Origin of the sequence: Acetobacter sp. KSO5, assembly GCF_044094635.1 — a bacterium.
In the GTDB taxonomy this organism is placed as follows: domain Bacteria; phylum Pseudomonadota; class Alphaproteobacteria; order Acetobacterales; family Acetobacteraceae; genus Acetobacter; species Acetobacter cerevisiae.
Genome location: NZ_CP172014.1, coordinates 1647614 through 1668988 on the forward strand (window position 1 = coordinate 1647614; position 21375 = coordinate 1668988).

Annotated in this window: 24 protein-coding genes; 12 read left to right on the forward strand and 12 right to left on the reverse strand. The window is 54.5% G+C overall.

Annotated features, from left to right (window positions below; genetic code table 11):
* The first annotated feature begins 67 nt into the window (after positions 1 to 67).
* Positions 68 to 706, forward strand: coding sequence for a hypothetical protein (locus ACHQGU_RS07540; RefSeq protein ID WP_395494518.1), 639 nt, complete (start codon positions 68 to 70; stop codon positions 704 to 706).
* On the opposite strand, the gene ACHQGU_RS07545 is transcribed toward ACHQGU_RS07540, so the two are convergent.
* From ACHQGU_RS07545 to ACHQGU_RS07565, 5 genes are read right to left on the reverse strand one after another with little or no spacing between them, the layout of a single operon-like run.
* Positions 621 to 1124 (reverse strand): hypothetical protein, encoded by a 504-nt coding sequence (locus tag ACHQGU_RS07545; protein ID WP_395494519.1) that lies wholly within the window; start codon positions 1122 to 1124, stop codon positions 621 to 623. The genes ACHQGU_RS07540 and ACHQGU_RS07545 overlap by 86 nt on opposite strands.
* Positions 1076 to 1351: a hypothetical protein gene (locus ACHQGU_RS07550; RefSeq protein WP_395494520.1), complete on the reverse strand. Its 276-nt coding sequence runs from the start codon at positions 1349 to 1351 to the stop codon at positions 1076 to 1078. The genes ACHQGU_RS07545 and ACHQGU_RS07550 overlap by 49 nt, the downstream gene beginning before the upstream one ends.
* Positions 1348 to 2526 (reverse strand): hypothetical protein, encoded by a 1179-nt coding sequence (locus ACHQGU_RS07555; protein ID WP_395494521.1) that lies wholly within the window; start codon positions 2524 to 2526, stop codon positions 1348 to 1350. Before ACHQGU_RS07555 ends, ACHQGU_RS07550 begins: the two co-directional genes overlap by 4 nt.
* Positions 2526 to 2768 carry a hypothetical protein gene (locus tag ACHQGU_RS07560; protein ID WP_395494522.1) on the reverse strand — a complete coding sequence of 81 codons (243 nt, stop codon included), beginning with the start codon at positions 2766 to 2768 and terminating at the stop codon, positions 2526 to 2528. The genes ACHQGU_RS07555 and ACHQGU_RS07560 overlap by 1 nt, the downstream gene beginning before the upstream one ends.
* Entirely contained in the window at positions 2765 to 3283 is a 519-nt protein-coding gene (locus ACHQGU_RS07565) for a hypothetical protein (RefSeq protein WP_395494523.1), read from the reverse strand. Before ACHQGU_RS07565 ends, ACHQGU_RS07560 begins: the two co-directional genes overlap by 4 nt.
* 109 nt (positions 3284 to 3392) lie before the next feature.
* Here ACHQGU_RS07565 and ACHQGU_RS07570 point away from each other — a divergent pair, with 109 nt between their 5' ends.
* Positions 3393 to 3824, forward strand: a complete 432-nt coding sequence (locus tag ACHQGU_RS07570) for a hypothetical protein (protein ID WP_395494524.1) — start codon at positions 3393 to 3395, stop codon at positions 3822 to 3824.
* 114 nt (positions 3825 to 3938) lie between these two features.
* Here the strand turns inward: ACHQGU_RS07570 and ACHQGU_RS07575 are convergent, their stop codons facing one another.
* Positions 3939 to 4181, reverse strand: a complete 243-nt coding sequence (locus tag ACHQGU_RS07575; protein ID WP_395494525.1) for a carph-isopro domain-containing protein — start codon at positions 4179 to 4181, stop codon at positions 3939 to 3941.
* Positions 4182 to 4299: 118 nt separating this feature from the next.
* On the opposite strand from ACHQGU_RS07575, the gene ACHQGU_RS07580 reads away from it, so the two are divergent.
* The 6 genes from ACHQGU_RS07580 (at position 4300) to ACHQGU_RS07605 (ending at position 7847) form a co-directional block, all read left to right on the forward strand.
* On the forward strand, positions 4300 to 4914 hold the full coding sequence (locus tag ACHQGU_RS07580; protein WP_395494526.1) for a helix-turn-helix transcriptional regulator: 615 nt from the start codon (positions 4300 to 4302) through the stop codon (positions 4912 to 4914).
* Between the two features lie 11 nt (positions 4915 to 4925).
* Positions 4926 to 5402, forward strand: coding sequence for a hypothetical protein (locus tag ACHQGU_RS07585; protein WP_395494527.1), 477 nt, complete (start codon positions 4926 to 4928; stop codon positions 5400 to 5402).
* Between the two features lie 86 nt (positions 5403 to 5488).
* Positions 5489 to 5845, forward strand: a complete 357-nt coding sequence (locus ACHQGU_RS07590; protein ID WP_395494528.1) for a hypothetical protein — start codon at positions 5489 to 5491, stop codon at positions 5843 to 5845.
* Entirely contained in the window at positions 5842 to 6114 is a 273-nt protein-coding gene (locus tag ACHQGU_RS07595) for a hypothetical protein (protein WP_395494529.1), read from the forward strand. Before ACHQGU_RS07590 ends, ACHQGU_RS07595 begins: the two co-directional genes overlap by 4 nt.
* Entirely contained in the window at positions 6105 to 6488 is a 384-nt protein-coding gene (locus tag ACHQGU_RS07600) for a hypothetical protein (protein WP_395494530.1), read from the forward strand. Before ACHQGU_RS07595 ends, ACHQGU_RS07600 begins: the two co-directional genes overlap by 10 nt.
* Positions 6489 to 6674: 186 nt before the next feature.
* Positions 6675 to 7847 (forward strand): tyrosine-type recombinase/integrase, encoded by a 1173-nt coding sequence (locus ACHQGU_RS07605; RefSeq protein WP_395494531.1) that lies wholly within the window; start codon positions 6675 to 6677, stop codon positions 7845 to 7847.
* Between the two features lie 274 nt (positions 7848 to 8121).
* Here the strand turns inward: ACHQGU_RS07605 and ACHQGU_RS07610 are convergent, their stop codons facing one another.
* Complete coding sequence (locus tag ACHQGU_RS07610) at positions 8122 to 9465, reverse strand: IS1182 family transposase (RefSeq protein ID WP_395494532.1); 1344 nt, start codon at positions 9463 to 9465, stop codon at positions 8122 to 8124.
* A gap of 515 nt (positions 9466 to 9980) precedes the next feature.
* On the opposite strand from ACHQGU_RS07610, the gene ACHQGU_RS07615 reads away from it, so the two are divergent.
* Positions 9981 to 10589 (forward strand): glutathione S-transferase N-terminal domain-containing protein, encoded by a 609-nt coding sequence (locus ACHQGU_RS07615; protein WP_062140381.1) that lies wholly within the window; start codon positions 9981 to 9983, stop codon positions 10587 to 10589.
* Between the two features lie 82 nt (positions 10590 to 10671).
* Here ACHQGU_RS07615 and ACHQGU_RS07620 read toward each other — a convergent pair whose 3' ends face one another.
* Positions 10672 to 11391: a response regulator transcription factor gene (locus ACHQGU_RS07620; RefSeq protein WP_395494533.1), complete on the reverse strand. Its 720-nt coding sequence runs from the start codon at positions 11389 to 11391 to the stop codon at positions 10672 to 10674.
* Positions 11392 to 11540: 149 nt separating this feature from the next.
* Here ACHQGU_RS07620 and ACHQGU_RS07625 point away from each other — a divergent pair, with 149 nt between their 5' ends.
* Positions 11541 to 12056 carry a L,D-transpeptidase gene (locus tag ACHQGU_RS07625; RefSeq protein WP_395496399.1) on the forward strand — a complete coding sequence of 172 codons (516 nt, stop codon included), beginning with the start codon at positions 11541 to 11543 and terminating at the stop codon, positions 12054 to 12056.
* A 6-nt stretch (positions 12057 to 12062) separates the two neighbouring features.
* On the opposite strand, the gene ACHQGU_RS07630 is transcribed toward ACHQGU_RS07625, so the two are convergent.
* The 4 genes from ACHQGU_RS07630 to mntR form a co-directional block, all read right to left on the reverse strand.
* Positions 12063 to 13889: a sodium:proton antiporter gene (locus ACHQGU_RS07630; protein WP_062140385.1), complete on the reverse strand. Its 1827-nt coding sequence runs from the start codon at positions 13887 to 13889 to the stop codon at positions 12063 to 12065.
* Positions 13890 to 14001: 112 nt separating this feature from the next.
* The gene (locus tag ACHQGU_RS07635) at positions 14002 to 15318 is read right to left on the reverse strand and encodes an RsmB/NOP family class I SAM-dependent RNA methyltransferase (protein WP_395494534.1); all 1317 of its coding nucleotides are present in this window, start codon (positions 15316 to 15318) and stop codon (positions 14002 to 14004) included.
* Positions 15319 to 15327: 9 nt separating this feature from the next.
* A complete protein-coding gene (gene guaB, locus ACHQGU_RS07640) occupies positions 15328 to 16806 on the reverse strand; it encodes an IMP dehydrogenase (protein ID WP_395494535.1) in 1479 nt (492 codons plus the stop codon).
* Positions 16807 to 16944: 138 nt separating this feature from the next.
* Complete coding sequence (gene mntR, locus ACHQGU_RS07645; protein WP_062272389.1) at positions 16945 to 17424, reverse strand: manganese-binding transcriptional regulator MntR; 480 nt, start codon at positions 17422 to 17424, stop codon at positions 16945 to 16947.
* Positions 17425 to 17595: 171 nt separating this feature from the next.
* Between mntR and ACHQGU_RS07650 the strand changes: the two genes are divergently transcribed.
* Together ACHQGU_RS07650 and ACHQGU_RS07655 are read left to right on the forward strand one after the other, a co-directional pair.
* A complete protein-coding gene (locus tag ACHQGU_RS07650; protein ID WP_395494536.1) occupies positions 17596 to 18951 on the forward strand; it encodes an Nramp family divalent metal transporter in 1356 nt (451 codons plus the stop codon).
* Between the two features lie 105 nt (positions 18952 to 19056).
* Entirely contained in the window at positions 19057 to 21351 is a 2295-nt protein-coding gene (locus ACHQGU_RS07655) for a TonB-dependent receptor (RefSeq protein WP_395494537.1), read from the forward strand.
* Positions 21352 to 21375 lie beyond the last annotated feature (24 nt).

Here is a 21375-nt window from a genome sequence, read left to right on the forward strand (position 1 = left end):
AAGACTAGAATTAAACGCTAAAAATGTGGTCTGGAGAGTATTTCTAACGTTCCGGAGATATTAAGTCGTGACTTGGCAGCTTTTCAGTCCAGATTTGCCGTTTTTGAATCAGATTACTGTTTTTCAAGTTCGGCATGGCATATGGGAAAACATTGTAGCTTCTGCACCAGCTCTGGGAGTTGCAGCATCAATTTTCAGCGCTGGAGTTGCTCTTTATGTCGCAAAACTAGCAAGAAACATTGCATCTGAGCAAAAAGAGATAGCAAAAAACAAACTTGATTTAGACCTATTTGATAAAAGGTTAGAGATATTCAATTCATTTTTCAATAATGGAGGAGAAATATGCTTTAAAAAATTTAAAACAGAAGAAAATTTACAAGAAGTAGCACAAGATCTAATCAATTCATTTTCTAAAGTCCCATTTTTATTCAATGAAAAAGAAACCGGAATATTATCAAAAGCACGAGAAAATTTAATATTAATTGCAAGCATTAAAAGGAGTCAAATAAAAGAAAAAGGAGAGACGGAAGAAACAAAAGAAATAATTTCAAAATCAACAACTTTTACAAATACCGATCTTATTGATATTTCTAATATCATGATATCTTGTACACCGACCTTCATTTATGAAGGTCGTTCTTTACCCAAAAAGACCCCGGCAATAAATCCAATACCTCAACCAACTGCTCCAGAACAAGCTCAATAGCGCCTGAAACGCGCAGTTTATGGGTGGAGCCGGCCTCTGCAATAGCCTGCACGCTCATGCCGTCCAGCATCATGCGGCGCAGCAGGGTTTCTCCTGTTGTGCCCAAGGCTTTACGCACGTATTCGCACCGGCTCACAGCGGCGGCGCGGGCCAGCATGATGGTATGGGGGTCTGCTACGCCGCCTTTGCGGCCTGCTTCCGGGTCTCTGGCACCCAGCACACCGGTCTCATAGTCCCGCGCCCATAGCTCCGCAGCCGCCACATGGGCGTCTGTAATGGTGCCGGCCCGGCGCAGCGCATACAGCGCCCCAGACGAACGAAACCGCCTCTGCGGCGGCTGTCCCTTCTGCTCTTCAACGTAAACTTCCGTTACGTCGCCTTTGGCCAGTCTTTCCGGTGTTGGTTTAATCTCGCGCACGTTGCTGCCCCGTATTTTCTCGTGTACCGTCCTTTGGCGTCACGGGGTTTCTCGTGTGCATGCAAACGGCGCTGCAGAGTGGTGATTTCCAGTTCAGCCTCTGCGCGCCGTTTTTGTTCCTGAGCCAGTGCGGCCTTCAGACTTTCCATCGCATCAATGGGGTTTGGTCGCCCTTCCGCCCGCAAGCGCAGGTTACGCAACAGCATGCTCAGCCTGCTCGGCTTCATGCCGCCACCTCCAGACCCTCACGGAAATAGGCCTCATAGGCCGCACGGCTTCGCTCACAGGCAGGCAGACCATGTTTGGCCGCTATCTCTGGCCACTCACGGTTGAGGCGGCCAAAGTCGCCCAGTTGCCGCATGCTGGAGCTGTAGACTGAACACTGTTTGCGCCAGGCCTCATCAGCTTGTTGCTTCCATTCAGGCGCGGGCGCGGTGTCCGGAGCCGCATCAGCAAGCAACTCGGCCACCCCTTCCCCGGATATTGCACGCTGCACCGGAGCCTTAAACACGCCCATGGTACGCGGTGTTTCCCGGTTTTCGTCCATTTTCCGGCGATGCGCTGCAATGGCAGAGACGATCAGATCCTCAGAAACGCCCTGCCCCAGCCATCCCCGAGCAAAAGAGACCGCAAACCCGGCCTGATCTGCACCCAGACCAGAAGCTGACATCATCCGGGCAGCAAGTTTCTGCACCAGGGCATCATCCAGAGGCTGGGTTTTGGGTTTTTCGGTTTCTCCAGAAATAGAACTAGAAGGAATATGTATATCTCTCTCTTCTAGATCTATGGGAAACCCAGAAACCGAATTTCCCGTAACCGAAAACCCATTGGGTTTCTTGTTTGGGTTTTCTGTTTGGGTTTTTCCGCCAGATACAACACCCATCAGCGGCATGGTGCGCTGGGCCTGCTGCTCCTGCAGTTCACGCGCCCGACGGGCTGCATGAGCTTCCGGCGTCTCACCTTTGCGGCGGCGTCCGCCCTTTGCTCCATTCAGGCGCGCAGAGATCTGTTTCCGCGTCAGGCCTTCCGGCATAACGCCAGTCTCTTCCGCCTGCTGCCAGTATTGGTCAGCAAGAGCCTTGCGGGCTTCGCGCTCTTCCTTCTTCAGCAGCTTATCATACAGGTGCGGGCTATAGAGCGCGCCTGCGTCATCCTTAGCCATGAACCCTGCCTGCATGATGACTGGCAGCGTACGGGCCAGAGCATCAGGCTCCAGCCACGCTTGCCGCGCCACCTGTTCATCCGTCAGCACCAGATTACCTGCACGAAAGACGCATGAGCGCATTTCCTTCAGAGCATCGTGCAGGTTGGTAACAACCCCACGTAGCTCTGGGGACATGCTGCGCAGCATCCTCCATGGTGTGATTCCGTTCTGGTCAAACTCTGCCAGTTCAGGGCGCATTATTTCTTGCCCTTTGTCTTCTGAGCTGGCTGCTTACGGCGGAACATGACAACCATTTCCAGCCCCAGCGCATCCAGCAGCTTTTTGCTAATCTTGCGGCGGCAGTTCGCCATATTGCTCAGACTCGACTTATTGATGCCATGCAGCGCAGCAAACGCATCATTGCCGCCTGCCTCAGCCATCTTTGTATTCAGTTCTGAAAACAACTGGGAGGCAGTAAGAAGGGTATCGCGCACCATCATCCGGCCTCTCTATCTGAGACCAGGTGCGGCATGTTATCCGTCTGGATCTTATGTACGCAGGCAAGAGCCCGCTCCAGAATGAGCTTGGCATGGGCCAGCTTAGGCGCGATTTCCTGCGCCTCATGCGGGTCTATCCGTCCATCAGACAAAATGCGCATTGCCGTGGCGAGGATATCACCTGACGTTTCAGCAAAATCCCCCATATCCCGCCCAAAGTCTCCGGGGCCGATATGGTTGGGTATGGCCCAGTATCCCAGGGCATGGGCATAAGCTGTCAGGATAGGCGCATGGCCGCTAAAGCTGTTGGCAGCCTGATCCAGATCTATCGCGACATCCAGCGGCACAATATAGGGCTGGTTGACGTTAGCGTATCCGTGCAGCTGTGTTTTCTGCACCCGCGTATAAGACGCAGCGACATCAAACCCACGGATGATTGTCACGGCCTTGACCGTAGCCTCTTTGATTGCCGGAACCAGATCTTCCGAAAACGGCCTGATGGAATGATTTGTTTTCACTTTTGAAAACACCCCTGACCACGTTCACAAGCGGCATTGGGCGGCACGTTGCCGTGCCGCCCGCCATCGTCCATTCTCCCTTTACCACAAGCAAGAAAGGATGATTCCGATGTATTCTGATGATGAAGAAGCTTCTGTATCTTTGACAGAGTTCCAACAACTTCAGCAAAAAGTCTTGTCTCTTGAGTATGCCGTTCGTGCGCTGTTTGTTGCAGCATCCCGCACAGACAACCCTGATCGCTTCTGTCTCGATTTTCAGAAAGAGATGGACCGGCAGGTTGATCAGGACATTCTGAAAGAAGCCCGCGCGTTACGGGAGAACTGGGGCAACGTAGACCACGCGAAAAATCAGCCTTATTTTGGCCCGGAAGCCTGCAATTTAACAACCTACGTTTCCACTGGTGCATGGGAAGAGCCAGAAGGCGAAGCATCCAATGTCTATGACTTGCCCAGCAGCCAGAGCAGGCAGACTCAGAAAAAGCTGAAGGAACTGGAGGCGCTTGCAAAACAAGCAGGCGTTCAATCTGATCCAGAAGACTGACAAACTCAGCGTCTACTTTCTTCCAATCGGGTGTAACGCTGCTTTCTCCAGCACCCCGAACACCATTCAGCTGACACGCATCAGACGGGGTGGCATGGTTCTCTGCATGGATACTCATGCCGCTACTGCCGTATTGTTCCGCGCTTTACTGAATGCAGAGCTGTATGTGCTGGCTGGAATCTGGATACCGTTATCACCAGCAGCCTTTTTAAGTTCAGCATCGCGCCAAGCGGGAATTCTTTGAGCACGAACCCAGCCATAAATAGTGCTGTGATTTTTATGCCCCATTATCGCAGCCATCCGCTTCAGGCCGCCAAACAATGAGACAATCTCTTTGACCGGGTTATCTTCACACATACGAAGTCATCCTCCAGTCCAATAATTACGATTATCGCAATAACTTAGTCAATAGCTCCATTGCGTTTTTCGTAATTCGAACCGGACGAACGCAGTCCTTGCTGGTATTAAATAATCCATGAAGAAGACGATTGATAAAGATTGGTTTAAAAAAGCAATAAAAAAGGCTGGCTTTAAAAGCCAAAACGCCTTTGCGGAAGCTGTCGGCCTAACCGGACCAAAATTCACCAATACGTTAAAAGGTGATCGCCGCATTCAAGCCGACGAAATAGAAAAAATGGCTTCGGCTTTAGGGGAAAGTGATAAAGACATAAAAATAGCTTTGGGAATAGAAATTAAAAGTATATGCGAATATAAAATTGCAGGATATGTTTCTGCAGCTGATAGAGTTGTTCTTTATGATCAAGATGAAATGGAAACTGACGTAATAGAATTACCTATATTCTATTATAAGGGTGTCACTCTCAGGGTGAAAGGAGAGTCTATGACACCAAGATACAAACCTAATGAAATAATAGGTATCAGACTTCCTGGCTTAGAAAAACCGACTATGAACTTATTTGGAAAAGATGTTGTCGCGCAATTGGCGGACGGAAGGCTTGTTTTAAAGACCATTTATAAGGGTGAAGATGAAGGAAGTTATTCCTTGATATCTGTCAATCCAAACGTTCCACCAATAATAGGCGCAAAGATAGAATGGATTGCACCTGTAGATTTTCATATTTCGCTATAAGGAGTTTTTCCATGAAGAAGTTCATTTTTTTATCATGCATATTGATTTGCTCTTTCCTTAAACCAGCACATGCAGACTGGAAGCAGGTCAGGTGGGGAATGTCTGTAGATCAAGTTCAATCAAAGGTGAGCGACGCTCATAGTGTAAGCACTGACCCAGCTGTCCAATATCAGTATAACGTTGTTGGATCAGAGAGGGTTTTACTTGCAGAAGACGTCTACCATGTGGCTGATATGGTATATAGCGTTAGGTATATTTTTGGAACAACCAATCAATTAAAAGCTATTGTTATGAGGGGAGATGAATACAACTATATCAGGACATTTGATTTGCTGTCTGGTAAATACGGGAAACCAGCAAGTTACTCTGGCAATGGCGATGATATGTCGTATGCGATATGGAATGTACCAGAAAAGCATCTCATGATTAAACTCAACGAGTTGAGGGGGACCTCAATCAGATATGAACCTATAACTGACGCCTTATAATTTCGTTTTTCGAAATTTTTATGTTGCGAAAATCGCAATTATGAGTTTATGGTCTCTTTATCACAACCCGTGATGGAGAAACCGCTATGTCGCCCACACAGGCAAACAGATCCATTGCAACCCCACTCACTGTGGATGAAGGCAAGGCTGTCCTGCAGATCATTCGCCGCGTTATTGATGCGTCCTCAGCAAAGGACACAGCAGGCCGGAATAAAGTTTACGATCTGACAAATGAACTTCTGCGTGTGTGCCATAGCCGCACCTGCACGCTGGACCTTGCCGCCATGGCTAACCGCGAAACAGATCTCGCCCTCGTGCTGGAAGATCTGGGAACGCTCAGGCGCAGCCTGAACCGCAAGACGGGCCATATGGACTATGGCACCCGCCTGAATTTTGCGACGAACATGGCTTTCAAGAAAAAGCCTGCGCAGGTGGCAGCATGAGCATGCCCAATCTCTCGCCTGAGAAAAAGCGTGCAGAAGCTGCCCGTCATATCGCGCTGCTCCATGCACAGAACGAGACATTCCTTCTACATGCTGATGCGCTTGACCGCTACTGCGAGGCCTGCACTGTAAGCGGAAACATGGCCGCAGCTGCTGCATGGCGTCGGCTGGCTAATCAAACCCGCGGCGAAGCACACTGGTTTTCATTTCGCGCAGAAGTCCTTGAAGACAGCGCAAAGCACATTCTGGAACCGCAAAAATGCGCCTGACATCACTCCGCAAATTCGGCCGTCGCTTCCATTCTGCCGTGGTCGGCACGCCCCTGCCCTCAGCTCCGCCGTCCTATGGCATCCAGTCCCACGCCTGCACCGGCAAAGCCGAGGTTTATGATGCCACAGGGCAGTTCCCGGAATTTGCCTTTCCGCAGGTCTGCCAGCTGGAGCGCAAACGCACCCTCTGCGGCCATCCGCTCAATTACCGCCTAACCCTGCCGGATGGCTCGCAAGCCACAGCACCGGCGGCTTTGGTGCATATCCTGCCGGAAGATGCTCCCGGAACAAACCTGCTCGTGCTGGATATCCCGCGGGGCAGCGCCCTGCGTAATCCCATTCCGCTGCATAGCCTGGGAGGGGTTGATGGGTGAGACGCTGCCTGACCTGATGAGGCTGTCGGACGTATTGAAACGCCTGCGCGGCATTGTCGGCCGCACCTACCTGCTAAACCATCTGCGCGATTATCCCGAGTTTAACGGCCAGCCAACCCACCGAAGGATTGGGGGAAAGCTGGTGGTCCGCGCTGAAGATTACCCTCGCTTGCTCGAAAGTCTGGAATGCCGCTCAAAATCGTCAAACGCAAAGGAAGGGAAGCGCTTTACGTCCGTGGTACCGTCGGCGGAGAAAGCGTTTACGAATGCACAAACACTTCTGACCCGAAACTTGCAGAAGCTTTCCGGGCCAAAAGAGAGGCGGAACTCTGGCAGGCGAGCGTCTACGGCAAACGGGCGGTAGTCACGTTTTCTGATGCTGTGGTGGGGTACGTTAATGCCGAGCTGCGTAGCCAGACGACGCAAAGGCATTTGCTGCGGTTGGTTAACTACTTCGGCAAGATCAAGTTATCCGCCATTGGCCAGCATGAGTTGGATGGTGCCTATACCGCCATCCTTACCCAAGGCAACGAGGCCAAGGGCTCCACAAAAATACGGGCCGTTCTAACGCCCCTGCGTGCCGTGCTGGAATGGGCGGCAATCCGCGGCTGGTGCGATAAGCCGGCCTTTGAGCGGCCCAAAGTTGAGCAGGTTCGTATGCAGTTTCTTCGCCCGGAAGAGGCGACGGCGCTTGTGAACGAAGCTGCCCCCCATATCCGTCCCCTGCTCGTCTTCCTGATCGCGACCGGTGCCCGAATGTCTGAAGCTCTGGAACTGGACTGGCAGGACGTGGATCTGGATGGAGCGCGCGCGGTCGTCTGGCAGAAACAGGGGAACGAGCGCCACATCGACTTGTCGCCAGTGGCACTTATTGCCTTGTCTGGCATCCCGTGGCGTGAGGGGCGCGTGTTCCGCCCAGTCCAGAAGCGGCGCGATTCTCGGGGTGTGCTGCGCTGGGTGGTTGGGGATGCTTATCATGACACCAACCGGACTGGCGGCGGGCAGATCAAAAGCGCATGGGCTGCGGCGTGTCGTCGGGCTGGTTTGTCAGGGCATGAGCGCGTGTGGACACCCAAGGGCGAACGGTGGCCGAAAAAAGTGTTTGTGCCGGATATGTCACCGCACTGCCTGCGCCATACGTTTGCGACATGGCATTACTGCGTGCATCGGGACTTACTGAAACTGAAGGAAGATGGGGGCTGGCAGACCATCACTATGGTCGCGCGCTATGCTAAAAAGATGCCAGACCACTACCGGTCCCAGATCAGGAAATGGTGGACGTATGACGACTGGGTGGAAATTCAGAAATGTGTGCCATATCCGGGCCAAGTCGCCAGTGAAGAGAAAAAACCGAATTAAAACAGCAAGTTAAGAAACAGGTGACAGGCCTTCACACGGCGGGGGTCACAGGTTCAATCCCTGTCGCACCCACCACGATAAACCGCAGTTTTGTGCGGGTCTTGCGTGGTTTCCGGTTATTTCCCAAAAATACATTGGTCCGATTTGGTACGGAGTATTGGCCTTTGGCACGAGTAAATCCGTGCCAGGCGCCCGCGGCTTTTTAGCTATACTAGTATCTAGCAGCCTGTCGGGTTGGGCATTTTGCGGCTGATAACGCCGAGGCTGACCCGGCTTATGCTGCGTGAAGCCGTGCCATTCTTTTGCAGTTGTATGCGAGAGCGACGAGTGTCCATTCGGTCGTGACTTTTGCAAGGCTGCGCAGACTGAATCTTCTGAACCCCATGATGCTTTTGATAATTCCAAAGACCGGTTCAACGGTCTGTTTTCGTAGTCTGTAAACATCTCCGGCTTCTGTGGTTTCCAGCCTGTCCTTCATGGCAAGCCGCCAGGGTTCGGTTATCCGGCGTGGCTCCGTGTTTTCAGGAGGTGGCCGGAAATCATATGGCCTGCGGGCGCGAGGCCGTCCGATGGCGACCAGCGGATCGATGCCTTTTTTCCGCAGGTCCCGGACCGCCTGCCCGTTGGCGTAACCGGTGTCGGCGAGCACTGTCTTTGGGAGACCGATCGTGCTTTCCATCGACAGCACGGTGCTGGCAAAGGACGGCGCGTCCGCTGATGTGGCGACAACGTCGGTTGTCACGATCAACTGACTGCCTTCGGCGCAGACCACGGCCTGGGCATTGTAAGCCTGCCGGAACTCGTGAGCGTCCGAACGCCGCATGAGGCGGCTGTCGGGATCGGTCAGACTGATCTGCCGGTCGGGTGGTGGTTCATCATCGGGCGGTTTGGGCGCCCGGCCGCGACGCCCTGTTTTTGCGTCATACACCGCCTTCTTTTTCTCGTATGCCGATCGCGCCGCCTCGGCCTGCGCCTTCGCATCTGCTTCCAGCCGGGCGCAGGCTTCGTCCAGCTTCGCTTTCAGTGTTTCCCGTCGGGCAAGCGCTTCCGGCAATGCCTGCGGATCGCTGTCTGTGGCATCTGCGTGCTCCGCCTGGTCCATCAGTTTCGCGATATCCACCGCCAGCTGTTCGCGCAGCGCCCTGATCCGGTCGTAGCGCAGGGAACGGTATTTCGAAGCGTCGGCATCAATTTTCGTGCCGTCGATCGATACTACACCCAGACGCAGCAGACCCGTCTCGCGCGCCAGAAGCAGGACCTGCGCAAATGCAGCTTCAATGGCTGTCCGGTTCGTCCGGCGGAAGGTCGCAATCGTATCATGATCCGGATGCAGGTTCGCCGCCACGAAGCGTACCCCGATGTCGCGATATGTCGCCCGCTCGATCCGGCGTGAGGAAAACAACCCGTTCGCATAGCTGAAGATCAGAAGGGCCAACATCAGACGCGGATGGTACTGTGCCTTGCCACCCGTGCGCACTGGCACGCAGAACGCACTCATCGGAACCCGCTCAACGGCTGCGACAATGAAATGCGCCATATCGTCAGCAGGAAGCCACGACTTCAGATCAGGAGGCAGAAGATACGGCTGAGACCGGTCAAACGGGATGAAGCTGCTCATCTCACCACCTTACAACCTCACCCCTTCACAGGGTACCCCAACCCGACAGGCTGCTAGAGCGCCCACAAATCGAAGGACCAGGCTCCCATTTATTTTCCATGCCGAACCGTTTGCGAAGGTGCTTATAATCCTTGGCGGTGTGGCGGTTGCTACGCTGTCTTTGCGGCCAGCTTCCGGGGCTGTGGCGCTATAGAGTTCCGCAACCAGCCCTGTAGAATTCTGTAATGGTTTCGGCCCGGTGCAACGCATACAGCGCCTCAGCCTAACGATACCTCTTCGGCTGCGGATGTCTCTTCTGCTTTTCAATGTTAAATTTTCATTATCTCGTCTTGGGTATTCCATTCTTTTCTAGCCGCAAATTTTTTCTGCCCACCCTATAAACTAACAGCCAAGAATATAGTGCAACGCTCACCTTCTTCTCACTCTTGCCAATTCATGCGACGCTTTTTGTAAGCAGGGTGAATTTTCCTGTGCAATCTGCTTTCTTTACAAATGTGAAAACAAAAGGTGTCATAATGAAGCTGTATTACGCACCAGGCGCATGTTCGCTTGCGGCCCATATCATGCTGAACGAAACAGGCTTGCCGCATGAGCTTGTGCAGGTGAACCTGAAAGAGAAGAAAACGGCCGATGGTCGGGACTACACAGCCATCAACCCTCGTGGAGCAGTTCCGGCCCTCGAAGTTTCTCCGGGCGTTGTTCTGACGCAAAATGTTGCCGTTCTGACCTATATTGGTCAGCAATCTGACAATAAGGCTTTCCACCCTACTCCAGACACCATCGAATTTTACCGTCTGCTTGAGGCAGTGGGCTTCTGTGAGGATGTGCATAGCGCTATTGGTGCGCTCTTCGCGCCGGATGTGCCTGACGTCACGCGTGAGAAGTTGCTGGTCCTCATCAAACGGCGTCTAACGCAGGTCGAAGCGCAACTGGCAAGCGGCACAAATAGCTATCTGCTCCCTGTCGGGTTCACGCAGGCTGATGCCCTTATGGCTGTTATCCTGAACTGGACCGGGCCGCTTAAAATAGACATTTCCGCTTACCCCAAAGCCGTGGCGTTGCGAGATAGCGTTTTTGGCCGGCCAGCAGCCCAGAAAGCCCTGAAAGAAGAAGGTCTGATCTGAAAAATTTCAGATCATTTAGACAAAAAAATACGGATCAGACAGAGCAGTCTGATCCGTATTAGCGTTCTTATGCCTTAGCTTTTCAGTGCGCAGGAACTGCCGCCACTTCCGGGTTCAGGCGGTAGCCACCCCCTTCTGTAATCAGCAGCGTTGCATTGGCCGGATCGGGTTCGATTTTCTGGCGCAGGCGATAGATGTGCGTTTCCAGCGTATGCGTGGTAACTGCGGCATTGTAGCCCCAGACCTCATTCAGCAGCACCTGGCGCGGCACCGGGCGTGTGCCTGCACGGTAGAGGAACTTCAGAATGGCCGTTTCTTTTTCCGTCAGACGGATACGGCGGTTCTTCAGTGGTTCCTGAAGCAGCTTGGCAGACGGGCGGAATGTGTATGGCCCGATACTGAACACTGCGTCTTCACTGTTTTCAAACAGACGCATCTGAGCGCGCAGGCGGGCCAGCAGTTCTGCAATCCGGAAAGGCTTGGCTACGTAATCATTGGCGCCAGCATCCAGTCCGCGCACAATATCCGCTTCATCGTCTGAACCCGTCAGCATGATGATGGGCATGCGCAGACCGTCTTTCCGCAGTTCAGCACAGAAGTCACGTCCATCGCCATCGGGCAGGCTAACATCCAGCAGAAGTGCATCAAACCGGCTATCCGGCGTCTTCAGTTTTTCGCGCGCCTCAGCCAGAGACGCTGCTTCCTGAACGGTGAATTCTCCCTCAAGCTGCAGTTGCTCAACAAGGGTCTGGCGAAGTATCCGGTCGTCATCAACAACCAATATTGGACGTGCACCCGTCATTGGGTTTTCATCTCCTCAGTGTCAGCCTTCTGGTCGGGCTGTCTCGTCTGTTCGTCTTCTCATAAACTTGTCACGATTTCGCTCAGACCTCTAGTGTGAGCGTGCTATGCGACCTTCATGAAAAATCTGCGAACGGGCAATCTTTGACTATGATGATACACCTCTTGTCCGCTTCATACAGCGGTTCTGACGCACAACTGCATTGCGGACACAAAGTCATGAGCGCCGTAATTGGAAAGAATGGTCTGACAGAGCAAAAGCAGGAGGGCGATCATGCGACCCCCATTGGTATTTTCCCTCTCAGAAAAGTGTATTACCGGGCAGATCGGCTATTAAAGCCGAAAACAATACTTCCGGTTGAACCACTTAGCCCCCAAGATGGGTGGTGTGATGCCCCGCAAAGCCCTGATTACAATCGCTTTGTCAGGCTCCCTCACCCGGCCCGGCATGAGCAGTTATGGCGTGAAGACCATGTTTATGATCTCATAGTCGTGATGGGATACAACGATAATCCCGCCGTCTCAGGGCGCGGTTCGGCCATTTTTATGCATTTGCAACGTCCAGATCGCACCCCGACTGAAGGCTGTCTTGCCCTCAGCGAATCAGATTTACGCACCGTTCTGGCTGCCGGAGCGGATGCCGTGCAGGTCCACTCTCCGGGCTAAAGAAGGCTAACCGGCCTTCTCTTCCGGCTTCTCGTGTATGGGCGGAACCAGAGCGATGACGCATTGACCAACTTCAGGCGGAGACAGAGCTTCATCTTCTTCCGAGACAATCGTCATCGAAACCCCCTTCTGCAACACGAGGACCACCAGAAGGTTGCTGCTTTCCTGCAGGAGAGTTTCCTGATTGTCCGCTGTGACCTCAACGCTTCTAAACTGCCAGCCTTCCCGAATAAGTGTGTCCAGAAGCGTGAAATTCCACGAAGGTTCCCCCAGCACCTTGCCACGAGCATCCCGGCTCAGGCCGCGATACAAGTCCAGCCGCGCAATACCCGGACTGACCTGATAGACGCGCTGACGGCCAAAATGGGGGGCAAGATGGGCGCAGACCAGTCCATTATAAATAGCGTCAGGTGTTGCCGCGATCAGATAATCACCGGGACGCTCTTCCAGACTTTCCGCCCCTTCTTCTGATAGCACTTCTGCTCTCAGCACAGGAACGCCAGCCTTTTCAGCCCTCTGCAGATCCTGCCGGGAATTATCGACCAGCAGAACAGGTGCCCCTGCCCGATGGACGGCGATGGCGAGACCGGTTGACCAGTCATTCGCCCCGACAATCGCCAGAGCCTGTTCATCCGACAAGGTCAGCTTCAGTTTACGGCCAAGCGGACGCAGGGAAAAACCATGCAGGATCATGGTGGATGCGATCACAGCGAACACGGCGGGCATGACCAGATCGGCCCCCGGATACCCGGCATCCTGCAACCGCAGCCCGGCAATGCCGGCTACAGCAGCCGCAACAATCCCGCGCGGAGCAATCCAGCCTACAAAAATACGTTCTGCCCAGCTCAGGCTGGACCCCATGGTGGCAAGAAAAATCCCCAGCGGTCGCACCAGAAACAGAACGGCTAGTGTCAGCGCGCCAATGGACCATGAGAGGTTGGAAAGCTGTGTCCGCTGGAGGTCTGCCGTCAGCAGTACAAACAGCACCGAGACAATCAGAACAACCAGAGATTCTTTCATCCGCTGGATTTCGGCCATGCCCGGAATACGCAGATTAACGAGCGCCATGCCGAAGACCGTGGAGGCAATCAGCCCGGCCCCATCCATTGTAAGGGTGCCGAGGGCAAAAAGGACAAGTGCAATGGTGATCAGGATAGAGCTTTTCAGCACTTCCGGCATCAGGTCCCGCACCAGAAGCCAGCGCACACCCATTGCCGCCCCAATACCCAGCGCAATGGTCAGCCCGGCACTGGCCAGCATATGCGGCAGAATGAAGCCGAAGAAGGTGCCGGACCCCTCACCTGGGCGCATCAGCAGCACTTCCAGCACCAGCGTTGCCAGAATAGCCCCGACCGGATCATTCACAATGGCTTCCCATCGTAGAAAAGCCGCTATTTTAGGTTGGAGCTTGGCACTGCGCAGCAAGGGCAGAACAACTGTCGGCCCGGTGACGACAATAATGGAGCCAAACAGAAATGCCGGCCCCCAGCCCATCCCGCCAATATAATGGGCCGCCAAACTGCCCAGAATGAGATTGAGCGGGAGAGCTACGAGGGTGAGGCGCAGAACCCCTTCCCCCGCTTCTTTCAGTTGCCTGAAGTCCAGTATCAGGCCGCCCTCAAACACGATCAGAGCAACGGCAAGCGAGACCAGGGGATGAAAGGCCGCCCCCATCATCTCAGATGGATGCAGAATTTCCAGTACAGGCCCATAAAGCAGGCCAAGACTAAACAGCAGCACAATGGCTGGCAGGCGGAAGCGCCATGCCGTCCACTGCGCGAGCATGCTGCCGCCCAGAACACAAAAGAGGAAGATCAGTACACTTTCACTCATGGGTATCCATCTTAATAAACCCTGCTTCACGCCTGTGCGTGACACAACGGCAATGAATTATGCACAGGCCTAATAAGTTAGATACTCAATTTTTTGTCGAGCAGATCTACTCTTAAAGCTCTGTTGTCTCAGCGCCCTGTTCCGGCTTGCGCTCTAACACGGCAGCAAAAAAACCATCGGTTTCATTTTGATGCGGCGTCAGTGAAAACATGGACGTGCCGCGCAAGGATTCAGGCAGCGCCGTGCTGTCTGACGGCACAAGCTGGAAATCAGGATGGCGTTTCAGGAAGGCTTCTACCTGACTGGCATTTTCTGCCCGCAACACGGAACAGGTCGCATAGACCATCCGGCCACCCGGTTTGACGAGAGATGAGGCTCTGTCCAGAATTTCGGCCTGCTTGACCAGCAATTCTTCCAGATCCTGTTCCGTCATCCGCAACCGGGCGTCAGGATTACGCCGCCATGTGCCTGTGCCGCTGCACGGCGCATCGACCAGAACGCGGTCAAACGACTTCGCGCGACGCTTGGCCCATTTGTCCCCGGTTTTCAGCAGGTGACGTTCTACATTATGCACACCGGCGCGACGCAGGCGGCGCACCGCGCCATCCAGACGGACTTCAGACACATCGCACGCAGCAATATGTCCTTTGTTTTCCATCATCATGGCCATAGCCAGCGTCTTGCCACCGGCCCCGGCACAGTAATCCAGAACGCGCATTTCCGGGGTTACCCCCATGATGGCAGCAACAAGCTGGCTGCCTTCGTCCTGAATTTCGATCCGACCATCCTTGAAGGGCGTGGTGGACGTAACAGGCAGACGCCCGTTCAATCGCAGGCCCCAGGGAGAAAGCGGTGTTAAGATCGCATGCAGCCCTTCACGCCCCAGCGCATTTTGCGCATCCCGCCGGCTTGTGCGGAGGATGTTAACGCGCAGATCCAGTGTTGCAGGCTCAGAAAGGGCTGCCAGTTCGGCATCCAGCGTGTCGCCAAATGTTTCTTCCAGACGCGGCAAAAGCCAGTCTGGCAATTCCAGCCGAACCGCACGCGGCATATCCGCGTTATCCAGCGTGCCGCCAGCCAGAGCGGATACAACATCCTGCTCGGCATAGGTCAGCGCACCCGGAGCAAAGCGGCCCTCAGCAAAGAGGTCTGCAATTTCCCGCGCAGGCCAGCCCTTGAGCACAAGGTTGGCGGCAGCAAGAGTGCGCGGGGTAATATCGGCTCCGCACTTGGTCAGCCACCAGCCGAGCCGACGCCAGGCCCGCATGATTTCCCAGACCATGCCGGAAACTGCCCGACGGTCTCCCCCACCGATATAACGCCGTTCACGAAAAAAGCTGTTGGCAACGGCGTCAGCCGGTTTTCTGGGAGCAGCCTCCATAGCTGTCAGAAGATCAATGGAGGCACCCAGCCGAGCAGAAGGAGTCATAGGTAAGGTTCAGTCCCGACGATAGTTAGGGGCTTCACGCGTGATGGACACGTCATGAACATGGCTTTCACGCAGACCGGCACCAGTAATGCGACGGAAACGCGCATTCTGCTGAAGGTCTTTGAGTTCCGGAGACCCGGTATAGCCCATACCGGCTTTCAGGCCACCCACCAGCTGGTGGATAACGGCTGCCATCCCGCCTTTATAAGCAACGCGGCCTTCAATCCCCTCCGGCACCAGCTTCAGAGAGTCCCGCACTTCCTGCTGGAAGTAACGGTCTGCCGAGCCACGCGCCATGGCGCCAAGGCTGCCCATGCCGCGGTAGGATTTGTAGGAACGGCCCTGATACAGGAAGACTTCACCCGGAGCTTCTTCCGTGCCAGCCAGCAGAGAGCCCACCATCACGACATTAGCGCCGGCACCAATCGCCTTTACAATGTCACCCGATGTGCGGATGCCACCATCAGCAATGCAGGGAATGTTCAGTTCACGGCAGGCAACAGATGTTTCCAGCACAGCAGAGAACTGCGGCACGCCCACACCGGCCACGATACGCGTGGTGCAGATGGACCCCGGACCAATGCCGATTTTCACGCAGTCGGCGCCGGATGCAACCAGTGCCTGTGCGGCTTCCGGCGTGGCCACGTTACCGGCAACAATCTGAATGTTGCTATCAAGCGCTTTCAGGCGTTCGACAGCCCGCAGCACGCCGGAGGAATGACCGTGGGCAGTGTCCACCACCAGCACGTCCACCCCGGCGTCTACCAGCAATTTTGCGCGGTTAAACCCGTCATCACCCACACCGGTCGCCGCGGCGCAGCGCAGGCGGCCGAGGCTGTCCTTGATAGCCAGCGGGTAAGCAACGGCTTTATCCATGTCCTTGACGGTGATGATCCCGACGCAACGGTCGGCCTCATCCACCACCAGAAGCTTTTCAATGCGGTGCTTATGCAGAAGCTGGCGAGCTGTGTCCGGGTCTGCCCCGTCACGCACCGTCACCAGTCCGTCATGCGTCATCAGCTCGGAAACGCGCTGGTTGGGGTCAACAGCAAAGCGCACGTCACGGTTGGTGATGATGCCGATCAGCTTTTGCGTGCCCTGCTCAACCACCGGCAGACCGCTGATGCCGTTGCGCTGCATGATCTCGCGCACTTCAGCCAGCGTCTGATCCGGTCCGACGGTTACAGGATTAACCACCATGCCCGATTCGAAGCGCTTGACGCGGCGAACATGCTCAGCCTGTTCTTCCGGCGTCAGGTTCTTGTGAATCACGCCAAGGCCGCCCTGCTGCGCCATGGCGATGGCCATCTGATCTTCCGTCACCGTGTCCATGGCGGCAGAAACCAGCGGAATATTGAGCTCAATGGAGCGTGTCAGACGTGTGCGAACGGACGTCTGGTTGGGGACAACCTCAGAAGCAGCGGGAACGACGAGAACGTCATCAAACGCCAAGGCTTCGGTAACACGGCTGTAGGGGGAAGAAGTCATACAACGGGAACCCTTGACCAGATTGCGATTGGGGGCACCCGACAGCAGAGTATCGCCGCAGGTCACCGACCATTGGCGCTTCCTCTTATGGTCTTGCCCGCTTAAAGGCAAGAGAAGAGACGCAAAATTGACAGCTTTTTAAAATTGCTGCGGCTTCAGCGTTCCGGTTTTTAACGCCCTGCGGAACGCTTCCAGCGTGGCATCACTCACAAAATGCTCCATGCCCTCGGCATCCAGACGGGCTGTGACGGCATCCACCCCAAGGGCGAGCAGAAACTCTTCCACCAGTTGATGCCGCGCCCGGACAGTTTCCGCCAGCGCAACGCCAGTCTCAGTCAAAAATACGCCGCGATAGGGCTTGCGGGTGACAAACCCCTCCGCTTCCAGACGGACCAGCATTTTGGCGACTGTCGGCTGAGAGACGCCGAGCCGGTCGGCAATATCGACCTGACGGGCCTCCTGCCCTTCTGTCAGCAGGTCATCAATCAGTTCGACATAGTCCTCAATCAGAACATTGCGTCGTGCCTCCCGTGCATGCCGAAAGCCCTCACTCTGGCTTTCAACATCCGGCATGACGGGCTGGCGTTCTTTCACCTGAGGATCTCCGCGTAACAGCATGGTGAGGGAGCTATAGCGAATTCGGTCCGTCAGCAAAAGCATCTTCACGCCGAGGTTGTTTGGATTCTGGCGCGCCACAAAAACGCAAAGACTTTACCTTATAGCCTATTGCATATTTCTGGAATCCGTTTGTAATGTTCGAAATCACTTTTCGATAAAGCCCTTCATCGCATGCCCGTATCTCCCGCCTCACACCTCCGCACAGCCCTGAGTTCTGTTTTTTCGGCACAGGAGAGCAGGCTAAGTCTGCCCGAAGCGCACGCCTCCATTGCTGTGCCGGAAGGTGCGTCCAGACTGCGGCGCTTTCTGGCGTTTGTGGGCCCGGGTTACATGGTGTCCGTCGGCTATATGGACCCCGGCAACTGGGCGACCGACCTGGCCGGCGGGGCGCAGTTTGGCTTTACGCTGCTGTCCGTCATCATGCTGTCCAACCTGATGGCCATTCTGCTGCAATCCCTCGCCGCCCGGTTGGGGATTGCGACAGGGCATGATCTTGCGCAGGCGTGCCGGGCTTATTTTCCGCGGAGTGTGAACATTCTGCTCTGGCTGGCTTGTGAGGTCGCGATTATCGCATGCGATCTGGCCGAAGTGATTGGGACCGCCATAGCGCTTCAACTGCTCTTCGGCATGCCGCTCCTGCTGGGAGCCTGTCTTTCTGCGCTCGATGCCATTGTGCTGTTGCTGTTGATGCGTCTGGGTTTCCGGTGGCTGGAGGCATTTGTCATGGCGCTGCTCAGCCTGATTGCCGTGTGCTTTGCCTTCCAGATTGCTGCGGCATCCCCGCCAGTTGCGGCCATTATGAAGGGCTTCATCCCCTCCCCGGTTATTCTGACCAACCCACAGATGCTCTATGTCGCCATCGGCATCGTCGGTGCGACAGTCATGCCGCACAATCTCTATCTGCACTCCGCACTGGTGCAGACACGCACCTATGCGCGGACATCTGCTGGCAGGCGGGAAGCTATTCGCTGGGCCACGCTGGACAGCACCATCGCCCTGATGCTCGCTCTGTTTGTGAATGCGGGCATCCTGATTGTTGCCGCTGCGGCTTTCCATACAACCGGACATCAGGACGTTGCGGAGATTGATCAGGCCTACAAGCTGATCTCTCCACTTCTCGGACTTGGTATTGCATCCACGCTATTTGCCGTAGCCCTTCTGGCGGCGGGCACCAATTCGACCGTAACCGGCACGCTGGCCGGGCAGATTGTCATGGAAGGGTTTCTGCACCTCCGCATGGCGCCGTGGGCACGACGGTTGCTGACGCGTGGACTGGCTATTCTGCCGGTTATTCTGGTCACGCTGTTATGGGGCTCTAAAGGGACCGGAGATCTGCTGGTATTCAGTCAGATCGTCCTCTCCATGCAGTTGCCCTTTGCGGTGATTCCGCTCGTCTGGTTTGTGTCTGATCGCCAGAAAATGGGGGAGTTTGCGCTCTCTCGCCCTGTCTCATTTCTTTCATGGGGTGTGGCTGGTCTGATCCTGATCCTGAATTTCAAACTACTTTACGACACGGTGTGCGGGTAACGCGCTCCCTCTTCTTTCTGTCTGCTTCCTTCTGACTTTTTGCCCGCGAAAGAGACGCACAAGGTGCTTCAGTTTAACCCTCAATATAGCAAATGCTATGATAAAATGGTTCTTGTTAGTTGTAATGCAAACGGCAAATCATGTCCGATTTTGCCGCATGGCGTAAAATCAGTTCCCTATGCTGCGCTGGCGTTATGGTGCGCACTTCCGGTTGCGCAGAGCTATGCGGAAACTCTGCCCGCGATCCACGCCGGGCAGAGTAAAACATCGGGGCATCTGAAAGCTGGCACTCCTCCTCCCGGCGTTCTGCCTGTGTCAGAACAGCATAAAATGGCACAGGCTGAGCATACGCAGCAGCAGCAGCAAAGGATGGATGTCGCGACAGGCAAAACAGAAGCTGTCACAGTCCATGCCGCATTCAATTCTGCACGCGCGCGTATTGCGCCGAATCTGGGGGCCGTCGCCTACCGTATGGGGCAGGCGCAGATTAATACGACACCGGGGGGAGAGAACGCAGCCTTTAATCAGGTGCTGCTCCGCATGCCCGGCGTGGTGATGGATTCATTTGGGGAAGAGCATGTTCGGGGCGAGCATGGCGGTCTGACCTACCGGATTAACGGCGTTCTGTTGCCGGAGGGTCTGAACGGGTTTGGGCAGGAACTGGATACCCGGATTATTGACTCTGTCACACTAATGACCGGCACCCTGCCCGCTCAGTTCGGCTTTCGGACTGCGGGAATTGTCGATGTTACGGCCAAATCAGGCAGTTCTCTGAATAACCGGGAAATCTCTCTGTATGGCGGTAGCTATAACAGCTTTAACCCGTCTTTTCAGGTTGGCGGCAGCAAGGGGCAATGGGAGTATTTCGTCTCAGGGTCATTCAACCGGAATAACATTGGGATCGAAAACCCTACCCCGGCTTTTCGCGCCACACATGATGTGACTGAGCAGGGAAAGTCCTTTGGCTACGCGTCCTACCATTTTGATGACACAAGCCGCCTCAGTCTGCTGACCAGCGTTTCCGATGCAAATTTTGAAATCCCCAATGCCGCCGGCCTTCCCAAGCTATACGCCATTCAGAATGTAGGCGATGTGCACTCTCAGGACGTGAATGACCGGCAGAATGAACAGAATTACTATGTCGTTCTCTCTTATCAGAAAACGGGGAACAGGCTGAATTACCAGATTTCTCCCTATTTCCGTTACGGCGGCATTCATTACACGCCGGACCCGGTGCGGGATATGGTGTTTCAGGGTGTGGCGGAAAAGGAAAACAATACCTTCACCACAGGCGGCCTTCAGTTTGATGCCTCGTATGAAGCCCTCAAGACGCACACCATCCGTTTTGGCGTGCTGGGGCAATATACGTCTGAAAAATTGTGGACGCGCACGGATGTCCTGCCGGTTGATGAGGCTGGCTTCCAGACCTCCACGCATCCTACATCCATTCAGGATAATAGCGGCAACTGGGCCGCAGAGGCTGGCGCTTATCTTCAGGATGAATGGAAACTTCTGAAAGGCGTCACGCTCAATTATGGCGTGCGGTATGACCGGTTTGAAGCCTCTTTCGACCATGAAGGGCAAGCCAGCCCCCGCGCTAATCTGGTCTGGGAGGTTGACCGGTCCACCACCGTACATTTTGGCTATTCACGCTACTTCGCGCCCCCCACTGCCCAGTATATTGGCCAGTCCACTCTGCTGAAATTTGCGGGCACCACCAATTCCCCGGAAAATTTCAACGCGACAGCCACGAAGGTCGAGCGGTCAAATTATTTCGATATTGGTCTGTCTCATCGTTTTGCGCAGGGGCTCTCCATCACAGTAGACGGCTTTTACAAACAGGCCAGAAATCTTGGAGACCTCGGGCAATTTGGGCGTGCTGTTATTCTCACCCCCTTCAGCTACAGAACAGGCAAGGTTTACGGCGCGGAATTTGGTGGAAACTACCATTACAAAGGCCTGACGGTTTTCGGGAATTTTTCCTTTGTGAATACTGCGGCCAAAGACGTGAATTCGGCCCAGTATCAGTTCCCGGCTGATGAGCTGGCCTATATCAGGACCCACGCCATCAAACTGGACCATGAAGGCGAATTTACATCCAGCGCAGGGGCCTCTTATGGCTGGGCAGGTAACAAAGCCTATGTGGACTTCCTGTATGGCTATGGTCTGCGCTCAGGCTTTGCCAATACTGAAAAGCAGCCCAGCTATCACATCATCAATATTGGATATGAGCACACCTTCAAAAACATCCGCCCCTTCAAAGGGCTGAAACTGCGCGTGGATGTCATGAACCTGTTTGATGAACGCTACCAGATCCGGAATGGCAGTGGTCTGGGGGTTTTTATGTCGCAATACGGGCAAAGACGGGCTGGATACCTGACAACGGTAATCCAGTTCTGATCCCACTCCACTCTGGGGGATGAC

Excerpts from the sequence above, each read along its gene's own strand:
- ACHQGU_RS07550 (WP_395494520.1), bottom strand. The coding sequence starts at position 1,351 with ATGAAGCCGAGCAGGCTGAGCATGCTGTTGCGTAACCTGCGCTTGCGG.
- ACHQGU_RS07555 (WP_395494521.1), bottom strand. The coding sequence starts at position 2,526 with ATGCGCCCTGAACTGGCAGAGTTTGACCAGAACGGAATCACACCATGG.
- ACHQGU_RS07560 (WP_395494522.1), bottom strand. The coding sequence starts at position 2,768 with ATGATGGTGCGCGATACCCTTCTTACTGCCTCCCAGTTGTTTTCAGAA.
- ACHQGU_RS07570 (WP_395494524.1), top strand. The coding sequence starts at position 3,393 with ATGTATTCTGATGATGAAGAAGCTTCTGTATCTTTGACAGAGTTCCAA.
- ACHQGU_RS07575 (WP_395494525.1), bottom strand. The coding sequence starts at position 4,181 with ATGTGTGAAGATAACCCGGTCAAAGAGATTGTCTCATTGTTTGGCGGC.
- ACHQGU_RS07580 (WP_395494526.1), top strand. The coding sequence starts at position 4,300 with ATGAAGAAGACGATTGATAAAGATTGGTTTAAAAAAGCAATAAAAAAG.
- ACHQGU_RS07585 (WP_395494527.1), top strand. The coding sequence starts at position 4,926 with ATGAAGAAGTTCATTTTTTTATCATGCATATTGATTTGCTCTTTCCTT.
- ACHQGU_RS07590 (WP_395494528.1), top strand. The coding sequence starts at position 5,489 with ATGTCGCCCACACAGGCAAACAGATCCATTGCAACCCCACTCACTGTG.
- ACHQGU_RS07595 (WP_395494529.1), top strand. The coding sequence starts at position 5,842 with ATGAGCATGCCCAATCTCTCGCCTGAGAAAAAGCGTGCAGAAGCTGCC.
- ACHQGU_RS07600 (WP_395494530.1), top strand. The coding sequence starts at position 6,105 with ATGCGCCTGACATCACTCCGCAAATTCGGCCGTCGCTTCCATTCTGCC.
- ACHQGU_RS07605 (WP_395494531.1), top strand. The coding sequence starts at position 6,675 with ATGCCGCTCAAAATCGTCAAACGCAAAGGAAGGGAAGCGCTTTACGTC.
- ACHQGU_RS07610 (WP_395494532.1), bottom strand. The coding sequence starts at position 9,465 with ATGAGCAGCTTCATCCCGTTTGACCGGTCTCAGCCGTATCTTCTGCCT.
- ACHQGU_RS07615 (WP_062140381.1), top strand. The coding sequence starts at position 9,981 with ATGAAGCTGTATTACGCACCAGGCGCATGTTCGCTTGCGGCCCATATC.
- ACHQGU_RS07620 (WP_395494533.1), bottom strand. The coding sequence starts at position 11,391 with ATGACGGGTGCACGTCCAATATTGGTTGTTGATGACGACCGGATACTT.
- ACHQGU_RS07625 (WP_395496399.1), top strand. The coding sequence starts at position 11,541 with ATGATGATACACCTCTTGTCCGCTTCATACAGCGGTTCTGACGCACAA.
- ACHQGU_RS07630 (WP_062140385.1), bottom strand. The coding sequence starts at position 13,889 with ATGAGTGAAAGTGTACTGATCTTCCTCTTTTGTGTTCTGGGCGGCAGC.
- ACHQGU_RS07635 (WP_395494534.1), bottom strand. The coding sequence starts at position 15,318 with ATGACTCCTTCTGCTCGGCTGGGTGCCTCCATTGATCTTCTGACAGCT.
- guaB (WP_395494535.1), bottom strand. The coding sequence starts at position 16,806 with ATGACTTCTTCCCCCTACAGCCGTGTTACCGAAGCCTTGGCGTTTGAT.
- mntR (WP_062272389.1), bottom strand. The coding sequence starts at position 17,424 with ATGCTGTTACGCGGAGATCCTCAGGTGAAAGAACGCCAGCCCGTCATG.
- ACHQGU_RS07650 (WP_395494536.1), top strand. The coding sequence starts at position 17,596 with ATGCCCGTATCTCCCGCCTCACACCTCCGCACAGCCCTGAGTTCTGTT.
- ACHQGU_RS07655 (WP_395494537.1), top strand. The coding sequence starts at position 19,057 with ATGGTTCTTGTTAGTTGTAATGCAAACGGCAAATCATGTCCGATTTTG.